The sequence below is a fragment of the Pantoea sp. XAF26B01_ASV70 genome, from assembly GCF_054512635.1.
In genome coordinates, this window is sequence record NZ_CM137251.1 from 1,882,800 (window position 1) to 1,899,342 (window position 16,543).

Sequence of the window (16,543 nt, forward strand, 5' to 3'; positions counted from 1 at the left end):
ATTCCACCTCATGGTCACGATGGAATGACGCAATATGTTACATAATAAAAAGGGCGCAATTTTCGCCTTAACTGCTTTCTCCGTTACAGCTTCGTTAACCCTTCCAGCTCAGGCGAATGTCGTGGCTTCACTCAAACCGGTAGGGTTTATCGCTGCGGCCATTGCCGATGGTGTCACACCGGTTGATGTTCTGCTACCGGACGGTGCCTCTGAACACGACTATTCCCTGCGGCCCTCAGATGCAAAACGCTTAAAAAACGCGGACTTAGTTGTATGGGTCGGGCCTGAAATGGAAGCCTTTATGGCGAAGTCTGCGGCTGAACTTCCGGCCCAAAAAAACCTCGCGATGGTGAACATCGACGGGGTAAAACCGTTATTGATTAGCGGTGGTGAAGATGAAGATGAACACACAGCGGAAAAATCCGAAGAACAGGAGGCCGATGCCCATCACCATCATCACGGCGAGTTTAATATGCACCTGTGGTTGTCGCCAGAGATTGCGCGCAAGACCGCGGTTGCAATCCATGGAAAATTATTGGAACTTATGCCGCAAGATAAAGCCAAACTTGACGCCAACCTCCAGCAGTTTGAGGTAGCTTTGGCGGACACGGACAAACGCGTTAGCGCACAACTCGCTCCGGTCAGAAATAAAGGATATTTCGTTTTTCACGACGCTTACACGTACTTTGAAAAACAATACGGTCTCTCGCCCACCGGGCACTTTACCGTCAATCCTGAAATTCAACCGGGCGCTCAGCGTTTACATCAGATACGAACACAGTTGGTTGAGCAAAAGGCGGTCTGCGTCTTTGCTGAGCCACAATTCAGGCCAGCAGTCATCGATGCTGTCGCCCGCGGAACGCAGGTGCGTAAAGGCACGCTCGATCCCCTGGGAACAGACATCAGCTTAGCCAAAGACAGCTATGTGAAATTCCTCTCACAACTGTCGAGCCAGTATGAAAGCTGCCTGAATGGAGCATGAGGAATAGGTAAAAGTGCAGCAGATAGCCCGCTCTGTCGCCCTCGCATTTAATAATTTGCCGCGCCCCCACCGCGTAATGCTGGGTTCTTTAACTGTAGTCACTCTGGCCGTCGCTGTCTGGCGGCCTTACGTTTATCATCCTTCGGATGATGTGACGCCCATCGTCAAAAATATCGAACTGGATAAGAACACGTTCCGCACGCTGTTGCCGGAAGCCAGTGAGCCTATCGATCAGAGCACACCGGAACCGGAAGAAGAATTGCCTGCGGACGATGTGGACACTGACGTGCCCGAAACGGCCGGTGTTCACGACTACACCGTTTCATCCGGCGATACCCTGAGCAGTGCCCTGAATCAGTATGGCATCGACATCAGTGACATTAATGCGCTGGTGATGAGCGACCGCGACCTGCGTAATCTGCAGGTTGGTCAGCAGCTGAGCTGGACGCTGGATGATGATGGCGGCCTGAAAACCCTGAGCTGGGAAATTTCCCGCCGTGAAACCCGCACCTATGAGCGCACCCCTAAAGGTGGCTTTAAGATGGATGCGGAGATGCAGAAGGGCGAATGGCGCAACAGCGTGATGCAGGGCGAAGTACGCGGCAGTTTTGCCGCCAGCGCCCAGCGTGCCGGACTGAGCAGTGCCGAAGCCAGCGCCGTGATCAAAGCGCTGCAGTGGCAGATGGACTTCCGTAAGCTGCGTGCGGGTGACCAGTTCAGCGTACTGATGTCACGCGAAATGCTGGATGGCAAGAGTGCGCAAAGCCAGTTGCTGGGTGTGCGCCTGCGCAGCGGGGGTAAAGACTATTACGCTTTCCGCGCCGAAGATGGCAAGTTCTACGATCGCAGCGGCTCCGGTCTGGCACGCGGCTTTATGCGCTTCCCGACGGTTAAGCAGTATCGTGTCTCCTCTAACTTTAATCCGCGTCGTCTCAACCCGGTTACCGGCCGCATAGCGCCTCATAAAGGCGTCGACTTTGCGCTGCCGATCGGTACGCCGGTGCTGGCAGTGGGTGATGGTGAAATAGTGGTGGCGAAGAACGGCGGTGCCGCGGGTAACTACGTCGCCATTCGTCATGGCCGTCAGTATATGACGCGCTATATGCACATGAAGAAAGTGCTGGTGAAGCCAGGTCAGAAAGTGAAGCGTGGCGACCGTATTGGACTGTCAGGCAACACCGGACGTTCCACCGGGCCGCATCTGCATTTTGAAATCTGGATCAATAATCAGGCGGTCAACCCATTAACGGCGAAACTGCCGCGCATGGAAGGCCTGACCGGTAAAGATCGCAGCGATTACATGGCACAGGTTAAATCCTGGCTGCCTCAGCTGGGTCTGAAGTAAGCGAATTTCGTCAAATCGCGCAAAAACCGACGGGTTTCCCGTCGGTTTTTTGCTATATGGCGCAGGATGATTGCAAATTTTCAGGTCGTCACTATCATTAGCCGGTCATTGCTTGAGGCGAGTGCATGGAAACCCGTAAAAAAAATAACACTGAATTTATTCCCGTTTTTGAACGTTCTTTTCTCAAACCTAAATACTGGGGCAGCTGGCTGGCGATTGGTGGTCTGGCCGCGATGGCGATGCTACCGCCGAAAGTGCGCGATCCTCTGCTGGGTCGGTTAGGCAAATTCGCCGGTAAGCTGGCAAAGGGTGCACGGCGCCGTGCGCTGATTAACCTCTATTACTGTCTGCCGGAACTCAGCGAGGCGCAGCGTGCAACGCTGGTCGATGAGATGTTTGCGACGGCACCGCAGGCGATGGCAATGATGACCGAGCTGGTGCTGCGCGATCCGGCACGTATCCGTGAACGTGTAGAGTGGCATGGTCGTGACATTATCGACCAGATGAAAGCGGAGCAGCAGAATGTGATTTTCCTGGTGCCGCACGGCTGGGCGGTGGATATCCCCGCCATGCTGCTGGCGTCAGAAGGTCAAAAGATGGCGGCGATGTTCCATAACCAGAGCGATCCGCTGATGGACTATGCGTGGAACACCGCACGCCGCGGTTATGGCGGACGGCTGCATGCGCGCAACGACGGAATCAAACCCTTTATCAGTTCAATCCGCCAGGGCTACTGGGGCTACTACCTGCCCGATCAGGATCATGGCCCGGAGCAGAGTGAGTTCGTCGATTTCTTTGCTACCTATAAAGCGACGCTGCCTGCGGTAGGGCGACTGATGAAAGTCTGCCGCGCGCGTGTGGTGCCGCTGTTCCCGGTTTATAACAGCAAAACGCATAAGCTTGAGATTTATGTGCGTCCGCCGATGGACGATCTGCTGGAAGCCGACGATCACCAGCTGGCTCGCCAGATGAATGCAGAAGTGGAAGTGTTTGTCCGCCCGCATCCCGAGCAGTACACCTGGATCCTCAAGCTGCTGAAGACCCGTAAAGAGGGTGACATCGAGCCCTATTCGCGCAAAGATCTCTATCCGCGCAAATAGCAAAAAGGCCGCGAAAGCGGCCTTTTCTTATCTCTTAATCATTGGCTACAGGCTTATGCTCCCGTCGCTTTGAGCTTCTGAGCGGCCTGCTCAGGGCAAACCTGTGGCTGGGCTGCCTGTTTATAACGCTTCCAGCCTGCTGCGACGTTTGCGCTCGCGCATAAACAGGATCACCAGGCCAAACCAGAGCACGCCGCTGATAAAGTTGACCAGGCAGAACCACAGCGTGCCGCCGCTGAAGTAGCCACTTTTCGCCAGCTCAATTCCCACCGCCAGCGTCATAATACTGATCATTCCCAGCATCGCTGCCACGCTGCCTTTGCCTTCGTTGCTGGCGTAGAGCGTCAGGCGATACAGTCCGGCATTGACCATGCCCGCGCCAAAGGCGTAGAGACTCAGGCCAGCGGTTATCAGCAGATAACCGTGGCTGTTCATCAGGCTCGCCACCAGCGCCAGGCTCAGACCAATCAGAATCGGCCAGGCGGCGAACTTCACCGGCTGCTCAATCGGCACGCGTCCCGCCAGCTTACTCAGCGTCAGGTTACCGGCGATCATCGCCAGAAATACCGGCAGTTGCAACAGGGCGTACTGCATGCGTGACAGACCTTCGTCGTGCATCAGGATTACCGGCGAAAGGGCAACCCAGGTGAGGATCGGGATAAACACCAGCCCGATAGCGAAGGAACCAAACATCACCAGCCGGTCTTTCATCAGCCGGCCATAGTTGCGTGCCAGATTGGGCAGGGCGATGGAATGACTGCGGTCACCTGCGGTTTCGGGCATCACACGCCACAGCACCACAAAGGCGACCAGGCTGCAGGCGGCAAACAGCCAGAACATGCTGCGCCAGCTGCCAATGGTGAGCCAGGCTGCACCGGCAAGCGGACCCGCCAGCGGAGCCAGCAGCGCCACGTTGGCCATCAGCGCCATCATGCGCACCGCCAGCGCCTCATCGAAGGCTTCCTGAATTGCGGCATAGCCGACCGCGCCGATAAAGCAGAGGCTGATGCCCTGAATAAAGCGCAGGCTGACAAATTCTTCAATCGAGCTGACCCAGTGCATCAGCATGCAGGCGACGGCAAAAAACAGGATGCCGAAGAGCATTACCGGTCGCCGGCCAAATTTATCAGAGAGAGGGCCCAGCAGCCATTGCAGCACCACGCCGCCAATCAGGTAGGCGGTCAGTGAGGTGGAGACCCATTCAGGGCCGACGGAAAATTCGCTGGTGACGATCAGCATGCCAGGCTGGATCATGTCATGAGCAATATAGGTGGCAAACTCGAACAGCACTAACGCCAGAGGAAAGAGTAAAATTCGGCCGGTAAGCTGGCTGATGGGGTGGAAACGGGCCATCTGGCCTCCTTGTCAGAAAAGAAAACGCGACTGCCAGGCAGTCGCGTCGTTTATTCTACACCGACAATGTAAACCCGGGCTCAATTAATCCACGCGCAGCACACGTGTGGTATTGGTGGTGCCGGTGGCGCCCATCACATCGCCCTGCGTCACAATGACCAGATCGCCAGAGACCAGGAAGCCTTTGTCGCGCAGCAGGTTAACCGCATCGTGTGCAGCAGCCACACCGTCGTTATTGCTGTCGAAGAACACCGGCGTTACGCCGCGATAGAGCGCGGTGAGATTCAGTGTGCGTTCATGGCGTGACATGGCAAAAATCGGCAGGCCTGAGGTGATACGTGAGGTCATCAGCGGGGTACGGCCCGACTCGGTCATGGTGATGATCGCGGTGACGCCCTGCAGGTGGTTCGCGGCGTACATGGATGACATAGCAATCGCTTCTTCGACATTGTCGAACTGCACGTCCAGACGATGCTTGGAGACGTTGACGCTCGGGATCTTCTCCGCGCCCAGGCAGACCTTCGCCATCGCGGAGACAGTTTCAGCCGGATACTGACCCGCTGCGGTTTCCGCAGAGAGCATCACGGCATCGGTGCCATCCAGCACGGCGTTCGCCACGTCCATCACTTCTGCGCGGGTCGGCATCGGGTTAGTGATCATCGACTCCATCATCTGCGTCGCGGTAATGATGGTGCGGTTAAGCTGGCGGGCACGACGAATCAATGCTTTCTGAATGCCGACCAGTTCCGGATCGCCAATCTCAACGCCCAGATCGCCACGCGCCACCATCACTACATCAGAGGCCAGAATGATGTCATCCATCGCTTCCTGGCTGGCGACCGCTTCGGCACGTTCCACTTTTGCGACCAGTTTGGCGTCACAACCCGCTTCGCGCGCCAGACGACGTGCCAGATTCATATCTTCGCCACAGCGTGGGAAAGAGACGGCCAGATAGTCGACGCGGATTTTGGCGGCAGTGATGATATCCGCTTTATCTTTTTCGGTCAGCGCTTCAGCTGAGAGTCCGCCGCCCAGTTTGTTAATGCCTTTGTTGTTCGACAGCGGGCCACCCACGGTGACTTCTGTGAACACTTTCATGTCCTGAACTTCCAGCACTTTCAGCTGCACGCGGCCATCATCCAGCAGCAGGATATCGCCCGGCACCACATCTGCCGGCAGGCCTTTGTAGTCGATACCGACGCGTTCTTTATCGCCTTCGCCTTTACCCAGATTGGCATCCAGCAGGAAGCGGTCGCCGATATTCAGGAAAACTTTGCCTTCTTTGAAGGTTGAAACACGAATTTTTGGACCCTGGAGGTCACCGAGGATGGCCACGTGGCGACCCAGTTTTGCGGCAATCTCGCGCACTTTATCGGCACGTAGCTGGTGATCTTCTGGCGTGCCGTGAGAGAAGTTGAGTCGTACAACGTTCGCGCCGGCAGCGATGATTTTTTCTAAATTATTATCACGATCGGTGGCCGGGCCGAGGGTTGTAACGATTTTGGTTCTTCTGAGACGTCTTGACATCGAGGACTCCGTAAACATTTAAGCGTGCCCTGGTCTGTGGACACAGCATGGTTATCTATTCTATATGATCGACGGGTTGTGATACGACTCACATTGTAAATGTGATGTTAATTTTTTTGCTGATCATCCTTTTCCCGAATGGTGTGCTTTTCGTAACGCGACGCTTTCAACGCCTCTTTCACGCGTTTCAGGTTTTCCCGGAAGGGCGCACCCCGTTCCAGGGTGAAACCGGTCGCCAACACATCGATCACGGTCAACTGCGCCAGGCGCGATACCATCGGCAAATAGATATCCGTATCTTCCGGTACATCAAGCACTAAAGCTATCGCTGCTTCATGGGCAAGGGGAGAATCGGCAGAGGTGATGGCTATAACGGTGGAACCGTTTACACGGGCCAGGCGAGCCAGTTCTACCATATTTTTTGTGCGTCCAGTATGCGAAATGAGAACAAAAACGTCACCTGCTCGACTATTTATGCAACTCATGCGCTGGATCACAATATCGTCTGACCAGATGACCGGCAGATTAAAGCGCAGAAATTTGGTAAAGGCGTCATGTGCTACTACAGCGGAAGCCCCCAGCCCGAAAAAGGCAAGTTTGTCAGCCTGAGTAAGCAGGGTGACGGCCTGCTGCAGTTGGGCGCTATCCAGTTGATCCCGCACCCGCTGCAGCCCTGCCAGCGCCGAGTCAAAGATTTTGTGGCTGTAGTTCTCCACACTGTCATCGTCCTCCACGCCCCGGCTGACCCAGTTGCTGCTTTTCACCAGGCTCTGCGCCAGTTGCAGCTTAAAGTCGGGAAAGCCGCGTGCGCCCAGTCGATGACAGAAGCGATTCACCGTGGGTTCGCTGACGCACGCTTCGCGCGCCAGGGTCGCAATGCTGGAGTGCATCGCCGCCTGAGGCGCAGTCAGAATCTGCCGGGCGACTTTCTGTTCCGCATTGCTGAGCGCGGCGAACTGCGCCTCAATTTTTTCCAGCATATTCATAAGCCGATGACCATAATCACTTTTACCAATTTCAATTATCCCTGTCGTCAGAGTCGATTAACAGAGACTATATCGTGTCAGCACCTGCCAGGCGCAACGGCGGACAAGTCGATTGCCCTTTTTTTTGGGATACTTTGACCGGTGCCTGATTTTCCTGACACCAACAGACACAGAAAAAACCGGCAATCCGCACGTGTCATCACACGCGCTTAGCACATCCGGTACAGAGTTAATGCGGTTGACCCGGCGAGTCGGTTTACCTGGCGCGGGGAAAAAAGTACATTGTGCTCAAAGAAAATAATAACCTGGACCCGGTGGCAGAGGATGCATCACCACCGGACTATCCTGCAACGAGGAGAGGAAAATGGCGGTAACACAAACAGCCCAGGCATGCGATCTGGTGATTTTCGGTGCCAAAGGCGATCTTGCACGCCGTAAACTGTTGCCTTCACTGTACCAGTTAGAGAAAGCGGGGCAGATCCACGAGGAAACCCGCATTATTGGTGTCGGCCGTGCCGAGTGGGATAAAGCGGAATACACCAAAGTGGTACGTGAAGCGCTGGAAACCTTCATGAAGGAGAAGATTGACGAAGCGCTGTGGGACAAACTCAGCAATCGTCTCGACTTCTGCAACCTCGATGTCAACGACACCACGCACTTCCCGAAACTGGGCAAGATGCTGGACCAGAAAAATCGCACCACCATCAACTACTTCGCCATGCCACCCAGCACCTTTGGCGCCATCTGCCAGGGGCTCGGCACCGCGAAGCTGAATGCTAAACCGGCGCGCGTAGTGATGGAGAAGCCGCTGGGCACCTCACTGGAAACCTCGCAGGAGATCAACGACAGCGTTGGTGAGTACTTTGATGAGAGCCAGGTGTTCCGTATTGACCACTATCTTGGCAAAGAGACCGTGCTTAACCTGCTGGCGCTGCGCTTTGCTAACTCTATCTTCGTGAATAACTGGGATAACCGCACCATTGACCACGTCCAGATTACCGTGGCCGAAGAAGTGGGTATCGAAGGCCGCTGGGGTTACTTCGATAAAGCGGGCCAGATGCGCGACATGATCCAGAACCACCTGCTGCAGATTCTGACCATGATCGCCATGTCGCCGCCGTCCGATCTCAGCGCCGACAGCATCCGTGACGAAAAAGTTAAAGTGCTGCGCTCGCTGCGCCGCATCGATCAGACCAACGTGCGTGAGAAAACCGTTCGCGGCCAGTACACCGCCGGCTTTGTGCAGGGCAAAAAAGTGCCTGGCTACCTGGAAGAAGAGGGTGCCAATAAGTCGAGCGCCACAGAGACCTTCGTGGCAATACGTGTCGATATCGACAACTGGCGCTGGGCGGGCGTGCCGTTCTACCTGCGCACCGGTAAGCGTTTGCCGACCAAGTGTTCAGAAGTCGTGGTCTACTTCAAAAACCCGGAAATGAACCTGTTTAAAGACTCCTACTCAGAGCTGCCGCAGAACAAGCTGACGATTCGTCTGCAGCCGGACGAAGGGGTGGATATCGAGATCCTGAACAAAGTGCCGGGCCTCGATCACAAGCACAAACTGCAGACCACCAAGCTGGATCTGAGCTACTCCGAGACCTTTAACCAGTCGCACCTTGCCGATGCTTACGAGCGTCTGCTGCTGGAGAGCATGCGCGGTATCCAGGCGCTGTTTGTGCGCCGCGATGAAGTGGAAGCCGCGTGGACCTATGTCGATTCCATTATCGACGCCTGGGCTGCGGACGGCGACTCTTCCAAGCCGTATCAGGCGGGCACCTGGGGCCCGGTGGCCTCAGTGGCGATGATTACCCGCGATGGCCGCTCGTGGAACGAGTTCGAATAACGAAAGTGATGATGAAGCCCGCAACGCGGGCTTTTTTTTCGCCCTTAATCCGGGCCAGCCAACACGAATAAAATTGAACTGCCGTTTCAAAATGGTCGCAGGATGATAGACGCTCAGGAAGCTGATCATGTATGGTAGTGACGCAATTTACAGGGCAGGAGCCGATGCTCCATGACCGGGTCGCAATCCCGGTGTTATCAAGCAAGGGGAACTGATGAAAAACTGGAAAACGAGTGCAGAACAGATTCTGACCACCGGACCTGTGGTGCCGGTCATCGTTGTGAACAAGCTGGAACACGCCGTGCCGATGGCAAAAGCGCTGGTGGCAGGCGGTGTCAGAGTGCTGGAAGTGACGCTGCGCACGCCAGTGGCGATGGATGCCTTACGTGCGATGATTAAAGAAGTACCGGATGCGATCGTCGGTGCGGGAACGGTGATTAACCCGCAGCAGTTACAGGAAGTGACCGATGCCGGTGCGCAGTTTGTGATCAGCCCTGGCGTCACCGAGTCGCTGCTGAAAGCGGCGGTTGAAGGGCCGGTACCGTTGATTCCCGGCATCAGCACCGTTTCTGAGCTAATGACCGGTATGGACTACGGTCTGCGCGAGTTCAAGTTTTTCCCGGCAGAAGCGAACGGCGGCGTTAAAGCGCTGCAGGCGATTGGCGGACCCTTCCCGCAGGTGCGATTCTGCCCGACCGGCGGCATCTCTCCGGCGAACTACCGTGACTATCTGGCGCTGAAAAGCGTGCTGTGCATCGGCGGTTCCTGGCTGGTGCCCAACGACGCGCTGGAAGCGGGCGACTGGGATCGCATCACCCGCCTGGCACGCGAAGCTGTTGAAGGCGCGAAGTAAGTTATGGCGGTGAGCGTCTGCTCACCGCACACGTTTATCCCTGAACCGTGACCGCTGCTGCGCTGGCAACGGCACGCGCAATCGCCTGATCGGTGCTGTCACCGCTGGCGAGCGCCACGCCCAGCCGACGCTGGCCGCTGATTTCCGGCTTGCCGAACAGGCGCAGTTGCAGACCGGCACCCAGCGCCGCTTCGACATTCACAAACTGCACATTCTGGCTGGTCAGTTGCGGCAGAATAACGGCGGACGCTGACGGACCATACTGGCGAATCGCGCCAATCGGCAGACCGAGAAACGCCCGCACGTGCAGCGCAAACTCTGACAGATCCTGCGAAATCAGCGTCACCATGCCGGTGTCGTGAGGACGCGGAGAAACTTCGCTGAACACCACCTCATCACCGCAGACAAACAGCTCAACGCCAAACAAGCCATAGCCACCCAGCGCCTTAACCACCTGCGCGGCAACATCCTGCGCCCGCTGCAGCGCCACATCACTCATCTGCTGCGGCTGCCAGGATTCACGGTAATCGCCATCCTCCTGACGGTGACCAATTGGCGCACAGAAATGAATGCCATCGACTGCACTGATGGTGAGCAGGGTGATCTCGAAATCGAAGTCGACAACGCCTTCGACAATGACGCGTCCGGCACCCGCGCGGCCACCCTGTTGCGCATAGTCCCAGGCGTTATCGAGCTGGCTGGCGTTGCGGATAAAGCTCTGACCTTTGCCGGATGAACTCATCACCGGCTTCACAATGCAGGGAAAGCCGATTTCGGTAGCCGCTTCATCAAAGCGTGCCTTGCTATCGGCAAAGCGATAGCGGGAGGTCGGCAGAGAGAGCTCTTCAGCCGCCAGCCGACGAATGCCTTCGCGGTTCATGGTCAGCCGGGCGGCACGGGCAGTCGGCACCACGCGCTGGCCTTGCTGCTCCAGCTCAACCAGCGTCTCCGTGGCGATAGCTTCGATTTCCGGTACGACAAAATCAGGCTTCTCTTCAGCAATCAGCGCAGCCAGTGCCGCGCCATCCAGCATGTTAATCACATGGCTGCGATGGGCGACGTGCATCGCCGGGGCATCGGCGTAACGATCAACCGCGATCACTTCCACACCCAGACGCTGACACTCCAGCGCCACCTCTTTACCCAGTTCACCTGAACCCAATAGCATCACACGCGTTGCTGCCGGACGCAGCGCTGTTCCGAGAGTCGTCATACATTCACCTAAGCAGTCAAAATTCGCGCGCAAGTATAAACGAAAACGTTTGCGTTCTCATCTTTCGTCCATCTGACACGACCTTTTGCCTTACTTTTCCCGCTCTGACGTTTCCTGACATCCTTTTCGTCAGGATAGCGGACTGACATCTTAAAAGGAGTGGATGATGAATAACTGGTTGCAACAAATTCAGTCGGTACTGACGAAGAAGGGCGGTGAGGGCAAATCGGGCGGCGGCTTAAGCGACATGCTGGCGCCGGGTGCGCTGGGCGGCCTGGCCGGTATGCTGATTGCCAGTAAATCGTCGCGAAAACTGCTGACAAAATATGGCGGCAAGGCGCTGATTATCGGTGGCGGTGCGGCTGCGGGCGCGGTGTTATGGAACAAATACAAGCAGCGGGTCAGCGAAGCGCACCAGAATGAACCTGACTTTGGCGTGGCGCAAACGCCGGTTAACCTGCGGGCCGAACGTCTGGTGACGGCGCTGGTGTTTGCCGCCAAAAGCGACGGGCACATTGACGATCAGGAACGTGCAGCGATTGAGCAGAATATTCATCAGTCTGGCTACGGTCAGGAAGCGGAACAGCTGATCCAGAAAGCGATGAACCGCCCGCTGGATCCGCAGTGGCTGGCCGCCGATGTGAAGAACGAGGAGGAGGCGCTGGAACTCTACTTCCTGAGCTGTGCCGCCATCGACGTTGATCACTTCATGGAGCGCAGCTATCTCTCCGCGCTGGGCGACGCGCTGAAAATCCCCCAGGATGTTCGCGACGGCATCCAGCAGGATCTTGAGGCTGAGAAAGCCCGTTTACCCGCCAGTTAATCCCTCTGATATTCCGCTGGCGGGTCACAGGATGTGATCCGCCAGCGACTGCTTCTCAACCTATACCTGGCTTCCCGCTGCTGAAGTGTTACGCTTACAGATCATTACGTTCACGGAGACGGATGGATGAAAGCACCCATCGCAAAAAAAATACCCCACGAGATGACGCTGCACGGCGAGACGCGCGTTGACGACTACTACTGGCTGCGCGACGACAAGCGCGAAAACAGCGAGGTCCTTGATTACCTGCGTGCCGAAAACAACTACGGCAAAAAAATCATGTCGTCACAGCAGCCACTGCAGGACCGGGTATTAAAAGAGATTATCGATCGGCTGCCGCCTGAAGATCACTCAGTGCCCTATGTGAAAAATGGCTACCGTTATCAGAGCCGCTACCAGAGCGGTAACGAATACCCGGCCTATTACCGCCAGCCCGCCGCGAGCGATGAGTCTGGCGAATGGAGCCTGCTGCTGGATGCCAACCAGCGCGCCTCGCACAGTGATTTCTACACCATGGGCGCGCTGCATATCAGTCCGGATAACCGGGTCATGGCGCTGGCTGAAGATTTCCTGTCTCGCCGGCAATATGGCATCCGCTTCCGTAACCTGCAAAGTGGCAGTTGGTACCCTGAAGTGCTGAGTAACGCCTCTTCCAGCTTCGCGTGGGGTAACGACTCGCGCACCCTTTACTATGTGCGAAAACACCCGCAGACGCTGCTTTCTTATCAGGTGTGGCGACACGAGCTGGGTACGCCGCAGTTCGACGACCAGCTGGTCTATGAAGAGCAGGATGACACTTATCATCTCAGCGTACATAAGACCACCTCCAAGCAGTTCATCATGATTGCCCTCTACAGCACCAACACCAGCGAAATTCAGCTGATTGATGCGAACTTCCCCGACGCGCAGCCGCATGTGTTTTTGCCACGCCGCCGCGATCATGAGTACAGCATCGACCACTACGATCATCAGTTCTTCATTCGATCCAACCGGGAAGGCGAGAACTTCGGGCTTTACCGCAGCCGCTATCTGGACGAGTCACGCTGGGAAACCCTGATCCCGGCACGGGAACAGGTAGTGATGGAAGATTTTCAGCTGTTTCGGGACTGGCTGGTTGTCGAGGAGCGCCAGCGCGGCTTAACCAGCCTGCGGCAGATCAACTGGGCCAGCGGTGAAACCAGCGGCATCGCCTTTGACGATCCGACCTATGTGACCTGGCTGGCCTACAATCCGACGCCGCGCACCAGCAAACTGCGCTACGGCTATTCATCGATGACCACGCCGACCACGCTGTTTGAGCTGGATATGGATACCGGCGAACGCCGCATCCTGAAGCAGAGCGCGGTGAAAGGCTTTAACGCGGAAGATTACAAAAGCGAACATCACTGGATCAAAGTCAGCGATGGCACCGAAGTGCCGGTATCGCTGGTCTATCACCGCAAACATTATCAGCCCGGTCAGAATCCGATGCTGGTGTATGGCTACGGTGCCTACGGCAGTAGTATGGATGCCGATTTCAGCGTCAGCCGCCTGAGCCTGCTGGATCGCGGCTTTGTCTATGCGCTGATACAGGTGCGCGGCGGCGGTGAGCTGGGGCAGCAATGGTATGACGGCGGTCGCCTGCTGAACAAAATGAACAGCTTCACCGATTTTATCGATGTCACTAACGCGCTGGTGGCGCGTGGCATCGGACACCCGGAACGACTCTATGCCATGGGCGGTAGCGCGGGTGGCTTGCTCATGGGCGGAGTAATTAACCTGGCACCGCAGCGGTTCCACGGCGTGGTTGCCCAGGTGCCGTTTGTGGATGTGGTGACCACGATGCTGGATGAGTCGATTCCGCTGACCACTGGCGAGTATGACGAGTGGGGCAACCCCAACGATCCGGAGTACTATCGCTATATCCGCCAGTACAGCCCTTATGACAACATTGAGGCGAAAGCCTATCCTCATCTACTGGTCACCACCGGCCTGCATGATTCGCAGGTGCAGTACTGGGAACCAGCCAAGTGGGTGGCGAAGCTGAGAACGATGAAAACCGACAATAACCTGCTGCTGCTCTGCACCGACATGGATGCGGGTCACGGCGGCAAGTCGGGGCGCTACAAAGCCTATGAAGGGATCGCGATGGAATACACCTTCCTGTTGTGGCTGGCGCAGGGCACCTTACCGCCAGCCCAGGATTACTGAGATTCGGTCAGGTACTTACGCAGCGCCTGCCGCAATGGCGGGCGCAGATCGCTGACGTTATCCAGCATCCACTTCAGGTAGCCCGGATCCTTGCGCGCAACCACCGCAATCGCCTGGCCGCGGTATTTGCCAAACGGCAGAACGTCGTCGCGCTGGGCCGCCGGTTGTGACCGCACAATCATCTCGGAGGCACTCCAGCCGGAGGTCTCCATAATACGAATCAGCAGTGCTGCCGTAACATAGCAGTCATAGAGCGCGCGGTGAGCATGCAGGTCGGCGGGCGGCGTGACATCCAGCTTCAGCGAATGACGCAGTGCCTGGTTGCCATATTTAATGCCCGGCCAGAGCTGACGCGCCAGCTGCATGGTGCAGATCCACTCTCCGTACATTTCCGGCAGCATCCGGCGATCAAAACTGGCGTTGTGCGCCACGTAAAAAGCACTGCCGTGATAGCGAGGGATCGCCTCTTCAATGGTCGGCTTACCGGCGACCATCGCTTCGGTGATGCGATGCACGGCCATCGCCTGACGGCTGATAGGGCGGTCGGGCAGGGTGAGATCGCTCATCGGATTCACAATCTGGCCGTTGACCACATCCACGGACGCCACTTCGACCACGCCACCCTGCAGACCGCAGGTTTCGGTATCAATAACGCGAAATATCATTGCTTAATCTTCGGTTCATAAGGAAGGCGCGACAGGCTGAGCGACGCCTGGCGGTAGTGCATCAGACGCTGACGAAACCAGTCACGCAGTGCTTCGGGCTGCTCCTGCGCCACCATTTCGGCGACAATCGGCATGTTATAGCGCTCTTTAAACGCCACACCCGCTGCCGCCAAATCGACATTAATCTTGTCTTTCTCTTCCTGGGACAGCAGGGCAAGGTTATGGCTCATAATATTCTCCTGACGATAGCGGGCAAAAGTAATGTTTTCGGCGGTCTGAATCAAGGATAAAGGATCGCATCGCTGGCCTCGACAGTGCAAATACAGCAGCGTATCCTTTTGCCACGTTTATCGCCCTGGCGGCGGTTAAAAGGATGATCTTATGCATAAAAAACTGATTTCCCGCATGGTTATTGCGCTGGCGGCAGCCGGACTGATGACATTCAGTTCGCTGGCAGCGGCGCATGCGCATCTCCAGTCTTCTATCCCGGCGGCCAAAGCGCAGGTAACGACATCCACCGATGCGCTGACGCTGAACTTCAGTGAAGATATTGAAGCGGCATTCAGCGGCGTCACGCTGCTGGATAGTGAACAGAAGCCTGTCGCCACCGCTAAAGCCCGCGTTGAATCTGGCCAGAAAAATCGTCTGATTGTGGGCCTGTCTCAGCCGCTGCAAGCGGGCAGCTATCAGGTTAACTGGCATGTGCTGTCGGTGGATGGGCATAAAACCGCAGGAAGCTATCGCTTTAGCGTGAAGTAACTCCGGTGACCACCCTCTGGATCCTGTTACGCGCGCTGCATTTTGCCGCCGTGATGCTGCTGACCGGCAGCGCCTGTTACAGTGCGCTGCTGGCACCCGGACGCTATCGACCCCTGCTGGCGCTAAGATTAAACCCGCTGGTGAAAGGGAGCGCCTGGCTGGCGCTGCTGAGTGCACTGGCGATGCTGGCCTGCCAGAATGTGTTGATGAGCGGCGACAGCGCCAATCTGGCCGATGTCGATATCTGGCTGGCGGTGATTGGCACGCACTTCGGTGGCGTGTGGCTGTGGGAAATCCTGTTTAGCCTGCTGGCCGTTGCCGGGTTGCTACTGACCGGGCGGCTGCGTCAGAAGGTGTTACTGCTGGCGGGCGTTCTGCAACTGGCCTGCATGGCTCTGATTGGTCATGCCGCGATGCGCGATGGCTGGCCGGGATTGTTTCAGCAGCTCAATCATGCACTGCATCTGATTGCCGCGGCGTTCTGGACGGGCGGATTACTGCCTCTGTTGCTGTTGATGCGGGAGGCGCGCCAGATCGATCGCCGCACCGACGCTATCCGTACCATGATGCGCTTTTCGCGCTATGGTCATCTGGCGGTGGCGTTAACGCTGCTGAGTGGCCTGATAAACAGCGTGATGATCGCGGGCTGGCCGCTGACGTGGCACGATTCACGCTACATTGTATTGTTGCTGTGTAAGGTGCTGCTGGTTGCCCTGATGGTGCTGGTGGCGCTGATTAACCGATACTGGCTGGTGCCGCGATTCCGCCTGGCGGGCAGCGGGACGCAGCAAAAATTTATTCGCATGACGCAGCTTGAACTGCTGCTGGCGTGTGGAGTGGTTGGGCTGGTCAGCGTATTTGCCACGCTGTCGCCAGTCTGAATGTGGTTTAAGAGAGAAAAGGGTAG

General features: G+C 56.6%; 15 protein-coding genes. 9 read left to right on the forward strand and 6 right to left on the reverse strand.

Going from position 1 to position 16,543, the window contains the following annotated elements:
* Window positions 1-34: 34 nt before the first annotated feature.
* The 3 genes from znuA to lpxM all read left to right on the forward strand — a co-directional run bounded on the left by znuA (window position 35) and on the right by lpxM (window position 3,427).
* Window positions 35-982 carry a zinc ABC transporter substrate-binding protein ZnuA gene (znuA, locus tag ACX8ZY_RS08770; protein WP_033757918.1) on the forward strand — a complete coding sequence of 316 codons (948 nt, stop codon included), beginning with the start codon at window positions 35-37 and terminating at the stop codon, window positions 980-982.
* 13 nt (window positions 983-995) lie between these two features.
* Entirely contained in the window at window positions 996-2,327 is a 1,332-nt protein-coding gene (mepM, locus tag ACX8ZY_RS08775) for a murein DD-endopeptidase MepM (RefSeq protein WP_010258653.1), read from the forward strand.
* A gap of 125 nt (window positions 2,328-2,452) precedes the next feature.
* Complete coding sequence (lpxM, locus tag ACX8ZY_RS08780; RefSeq protein WP_158131628.1) at window positions 2,453-3,427, forward strand: lauroyl-Kdo(2)-lipid IV(A) myristoyltransferase; 975 nt, start codon at window positions 2,453-2,455, stop codon at window positions 3,425-3,427.
* 120 nt (window positions 3,428-3,547) lie between these two features.
* Here the strand turns inward: lpxM and ACX8ZY_RS08785 are convergent, their stop codons facing one another.
* The 3 genes from ACX8ZY_RS08785 to ACX8ZY_RS08795 all read right to left on the reverse strand — a co-directional run bounded on the left by ACX8ZY_RS08785 (window position 3,548) and on the right by ACX8ZY_RS08795 (window position 7,293).
* Window positions 3,548-4,780, reverse strand: a complete 1,233-nt coding sequence (locus tag ACX8ZY_RS08785) for an MFS transporter (RefSeq protein ID WP_022625519.1) — start codon at window positions 4,778-4,780, stop codon at window positions 3,548-3,550.
* An 84-nt stretch (window positions 4,781-4,864) separates the two neighbouring features.
* A complete protein-coding gene (pyk, locus tag ACX8ZY_RS08790) occupies window positions 4,865-6,307 on the reverse strand; it encodes a pyruvate kinase (protein ID WP_010258665.1) in 1,443 nt (480 codons plus the stop codon).
* 107 nt (window positions 6,308-6,414) lie between these two features.
* Window positions 6,415-7,293, reverse strand: a complete 879-nt coding sequence (locus ACX8ZY_RS08795; RefSeq protein ID WP_010670799.1) for a MurR/RpiR family transcriptional regulator — start codon at window positions 7,291-7,293, stop codon at window positions 6,415-6,417.
* A 364-nt stretch (window positions 7,294-7,657) separates the two neighbouring features.
* On the opposite strand from ACX8ZY_RS08795, the gene zwf reads away from it, so the two are divergent.
* Together zwf and ACX8ZY_RS08805 are read left to right on the forward strand one after the other, a co-directional pair.
* Window positions 7,658-9,133 carry a glucose-6-phosphate dehydrogenase gene (zwf, locus tag ACX8ZY_RS08800; protein ID WP_010258671.1) on the forward strand — a complete coding sequence of 492 codons (1,476 nt, stop codon included), beginning with the start codon at window positions 7,658-7,660 and terminating at the stop codon, window positions 9,131-9,133.
* Between the two features lie 214 nt (window positions 9,134-9,347).
* Window positions 9,348-9,986 carry a bifunctional 4-hydroxy-2-oxoglutarate aldolase/2-dehydro-3-deoxy-phosphogluconate aldolase gene (locus tag ACX8ZY_RS08805; protein WP_010258674.1) on the forward strand — a complete coding sequence of 213 codons (639 nt, stop codon included), beginning with the start codon at window positions 9,348-9,350 and terminating at the stop codon, window positions 9,984-9,986.
* Between the two features lie 34 nt (window positions 9,987-10,020).
* Here ACX8ZY_RS08805 and purT read toward each other — a convergent pair whose 3' ends face one another.
* Entirely contained in the window at window positions 10,021-11,199 is a 1,179-nt protein-coding gene (gene purT / locus ACX8ZY_RS08810; protein ID WP_158131629.1) for a formate-dependent phosphoribosylglycinamide formyltransferase, read from the reverse strand.
* A 166-nt stretch (window positions 11,200-11,365) separates the two neighbouring features.
* On the opposite strand from purT, the gene ACX8ZY_RS08815 reads away from it, so the two are divergent.
* Both ACX8ZY_RS08815 and ACX8ZY_RS08820 read left to right on the forward strand, forming a co-directional pair.
* The gene (locus ACX8ZY_RS08815) at window positions 11,366-12,022 is read left to right on the forward strand and encodes a tellurite resistance TerB family protein (RefSeq protein WP_010258682.1); all 657 of its coding nucleotides are present in this window, start codon (window positions 11,366-11,368) and stop codon (window positions 12,020-12,022) included.
* Between the two features lie 126 nt (window positions 12,023-12,148).
* Window positions 12,149-14,212, forward strand: coding sequence for a prolyl oligopeptidase family serine peptidase (locus tag ACX8ZY_RS08820; RefSeq protein WP_158149250.1), 2,064 nt, complete (start codon window positions 12,149-12,151; stop codon window positions 14,210-14,212).
* Here ACX8ZY_RS08820 and exoX read toward each other — a convergent pair.
* Window positions 14,206-14,877, reverse strand: a complete 672-nt coding sequence (exoX, locus tag ACX8ZY_RS08825; RefSeq protein WP_022625523.1) for an exodeoxyribonuclease X — start codon at window positions 14,875-14,877, stop codon at window positions 14,206-14,208. The two genes, ACX8ZY_RS08820 and exoX, sit on opposite strands and share 7 nt — an antisense overlap.
* Entirely contained in the window at window positions 14,874-15,107 is a 234-nt protein-coding gene (locus ACX8ZY_RS08830; RefSeq protein ID WP_158149251.1) for a DNA polymerase III subunit theta, read from the reverse strand. The genes exoX and ACX8ZY_RS08830 overlap by 4 nt, the downstream gene beginning before the upstream one ends.
* 151 nt (window positions 15,108-15,258) lie before the next feature.
* Between ACX8ZY_RS08830 and copC the strand changes: the two genes are divergently transcribed.
* A complete protein-coding gene (gene copC / locus ACX8ZY_RS08835) occupies window positions 15,259-15,636 on the forward strand; it encodes a copper homeostasis periplasmic binding protein CopC (RefSeq protein ID WP_033769230.1) in 378 nt (125 codons plus the stop codon).
* A gap of 5 nt (window positions 15,637-15,641) precedes the next feature.
* Window positions 15,642-16,517, forward strand: a complete 876-nt coding sequence (gene copD, locus ACX8ZY_RS08840; protein WP_421665363.1) for a copper homeostasis membrane protein CopD — start codon at window positions 15,642-15,644, stop codon at window positions 16,515-16,517.
* Window positions 16,518-16,543: the final 26 nt, after the last annotated feature.

What these genes read in the sequence shown, in the direction of transcription:
- znuA (WP_033757918.1), top strand. Translation starts at nt 35, where the DNA reads ATGTTACATAATAAAAAGGGCGCAATTTTCGCCTTAACTGCTTTCTCC.
- lpxM (WP_158131628.1), top strand. Translation starts at nt 2,453, where the DNA reads ATGGAAACCCGTAAAAAAAATAACACTGAATTTATTCCCGTTTTTGAA.
- ACX8ZY_RS08785 (WP_022625519.1), bottom strand. Translation starts at nt 4,780, where the DNA reads ATGGCCCGTTTCCACCCCATCAGCCAGCTTACCGGCCGAATTTTACTC.
- pyk (WP_010258665.1), bottom strand. Translation starts at nt 6,307, where the DNA reads ATGTCAAGACGTCTCAGAAGAACCAAAATCGTTACAACCCTCGGCCCG.
- ACX8ZY_RS08795 (WP_010670799.1), bottom strand. Translation starts at nt 7,293, where the DNA reads ATGAATATGCTGGAAAAAATTGAGGCGCAGTTCGCCGCGCTCAGCAAT.
- zwf (WP_010258671.1), top strand. Translation starts at nt 7,658, where the DNA reads ATGGCGGTAACACAAACAGCCCAGGCATGCGATCTGGTGATTTTCGGT.
- ACX8ZY_RS08805 (WP_010258674.1), top strand. Translation starts at nt 9,348, where the DNA reads ATGAAAAACTGGAAAACGAGTGCAGAACAGATTCTGACCACCGGACCT.
- purT (WP_158131629.1), bottom strand. Translation starts at nt 11,199, where the DNA reads ATGACGACTCTCGGAACAGCGCTGCGTCCGGCAGCAACGCGTGTGATG.
- ACX8ZY_RS08815 (WP_010258682.1), top strand. Translation starts at nt 11,366, where the DNA reads ATGAATAACTGGTTGCAACAAATTCAGTCGGTACTGACGAAGAAGGGC.
- ACX8ZY_RS08820 (WP_158149250.1), top strand. Translation starts at nt 12,149, where the DNA reads ATGAAAGCACCCATCGCAAAAAAAATACCCCACGAGATGACGCTGCAC.
- exoX (WP_022625523.1), bottom strand. Translation starts at nt 14,877, where the DNA reads ATGATATTTCGCGTTATTGATACCGAAACCTGCGGTCTGCAGGGTGGC.
- ACX8ZY_RS08830 (WP_158149251.1), bottom strand. Translation starts at nt 15,107, where the DNA reads ATGAGCCATAACCTTGCCCTGCTGTCCCAGGAAGAGAAAGACAAGATT.
- copC (WP_033769230.1), top strand. Translation starts at nt 15,259, where the DNA reads ATGCATAAAAAACTGATTTCCCGCATGGTTATTGCGCTGGCGGCAGCC.